Annotated in this window: 1 protein-coding gene and 1 pseudogene; one reads left to right on the forward strand and one right to left on the reverse strand. The window is 65.0% G+C overall.

The window, feature by feature from the left end; all coding sequences use genetic code 11:
* The coding region (locus tag VK519_RS13685; protein ID WP_324350654.1) for a cation:proton antiporter domain-containing protein at positions 1 to 1,547 on the forward strand (1,547 nt) is incomplete at its 5' end.
* Between the two features lie 55 nt (positions 1,548 to 1,602).
* On the opposite strand, the pseudogene VK519_RS13690 reads toward VK519_RS13685, so the two are convergent.
* A pseudogene (locus tag VK519_RS13690) lies at positions 1,603 to 2,158 on the reverse strand (glycerol-3-phosphate 1-O-acyltransferase PlsB); the annotation flags it as partial.

Below are 2,158 nucleotides of genomic sequence, written 5' to 3' on the forward strand. Positions count from 1 at the left end.
GCAGGCCGAAGGCAGTAGATGAGAGCGCCAGCGCCCCACCGACAATCACGGCTGATCTGGCCTTCCTGGCATTCGGCATGGCGGCCAGATCAGCCGTGATTGTCGGTGGGGCGCTGGCGCTCTCATCTACTGCCTTCGGCCTGCAGATCCTGGCCGAGCGCAAGGAAGCGAATTCCGGGTACGGGCGGCAGGGCTTTGCCATCCTTCTGTTCCAGGATCTGGCGGCCATTCCGCTGATTGCCGCCATACCGCTGTTGGGCGGATCCATGGAACATGGATCGCACCCGCCGGAGCTCTCCAAGATCGCCATCGTGGTCGGCGGCATCGTACTGGTGGTGCTCGGTGGTCGGCTCCTGCTGCGACCGGTGTTCCGTTTCGTCGCGCGCGCCGGCAGCGTGGAGGTGTCTACCGCCACGGCGTTGCTGGTGGTGATGGGCACGGCGCTGGTGATGGAATTGATCGGCGTGTCGGTGACGCTCGGCGCCTTCCTTGCCGGCGTGCTGCTGGCCGATTCGGAATACCGCCACGAACTTGAGTCGAACATCGAGCCCTTCAAAGGCCTGCTGCTGGGTTTGTTCTTCATCAGCGTAGGCATGTCGGTGGATTTGTCACTGTTGATCCACGAGCCGCTGTTGATCCTGGGCCTGGTGGGCCTGCTGCTGGCGACCAAGGCACTGGTGCTGTGGCCGCTGGGCCTGGCGGCGGGCCGACTGAGCATGGCCGACTCGTTGCGCCTCACCGTGCTCCTTGCCTGCGGCGGTGAATTCGCCTTCGTGGTGCTGAACCTGGCGCAGTCCAGCCACTTGATCGACGACACCCAGCGCAACGTACTGGTGCTGGTGATCACCTTGTCGATGGCGTTGACGCCGTTGCTGGTGATCTCGGTGGCAGCCCTGTTGAACGTCAAGGCAAGCAAGCCCGACCGCGAGTTCGAAGTACCTGACGTTGCAAGTCCCCGGGTGATCATCGCCGGCTTCGGCCGTGTCGGCCAGATCGTCTCGCGGCTGTTGCGCGCACACGATATCCCCTTCGTGGCCCTTGAGAACTCCGTCGAGCAGGTGGAATTCTCGCGCCGCTTCGGCGGCACTTCGCTGTTCTTCGGCGATCCGGCGCGGCCGGAACTGCTGCGTGCGGCACAGGCACAGACAGCCGAGGTATTCGTGCTGGGCACGGACGATCCAGACGTGAACCTGCGCACCGCGCGGTTGGTGCGCCGCCAGTTTCCCCATCTGAAGATCGTCGCCCGCGCGCGCAACCGGCAGCATGCGTTCCGCCTGATGGATCTTGGCATCGAGGAACCGGTGCGCGAGACCTTCCATTCCTCATTGAAGATGGCTCGCCTGACGCTGCAGGCGCTGGGCATGCCCCAGGAACTGGCCGAGGCCCGCGTCGAGCGCTTCCGCAAACACGACGAGCAGCTGCTGGCCAGGCAGTACCTGGTGTACGACGACGACGCGGCAATCCGCGAGACGTCCCTTCAGGCGCTGGGCGATCTACAGAGGCTCTTCGAGGCCGATACCGCTGACGACGGCCTGCACCGGGAATAGAACGTCTAACTCCGCTCTACCGGCGGGGTCAGAGTTATAACTCTGACCCCCAGCCCTACGGCAGGTGCGTTGGGTGGTGCCGTTCTTCCTCGTTCACCACGTGCCGTTCGTGCAGGTCAGTCGAGACGTCTTCCACCGGCGCTTCCTTCAGCGCCGGCGGGGGCGGATCGCGCGGCTCGGCGCCGCCCGGGGTGATCTTCAGGATCGAGTGGCGCACTTCACGGGCCAGGATCAGCCGCGCATCGTCGACCATGCCTTCCAGGGCCTGGGCGAAATCGAGCTTGCCTTCGTCGTCGGTCCATACCACCTTGCGCTCGCGCAACTTCTGGATGAAACCGCGGAACAGGGCCTTGTCGAAGAATTCGGGGGCCGACAGTTCGTTGAGCATCCCCAGGCGTTGCGCGGTGAGCGTGCAGGCGTTCTCAAGCTCCCCCGCCGTTAGCGTGTGCGGTCCATTCTTCACCAGCGCGGCGATGGCGATGTAGTAGCGCTCGAAGGCCTGCAGCAGGCTGCGGGCGATCACGCGCAACTGGTAGGCGCCATCGTCCTGCCCCGGGCCACGCGCGCGCAGGCGGCCTTAGCCGGAGGTTTCCAGGATGCCGCGAGCCACG

Origin of the sequence: Pinirhizobacter sp., from assembly GCF_035317885.1 — a bacterium.
Taxonomy (GTDB): Bacteria; Pseudomonadota; Gammaproteobacteria; order Xanthomonadales; family Rhodanobacteraceae; genus Pinirhizobacter.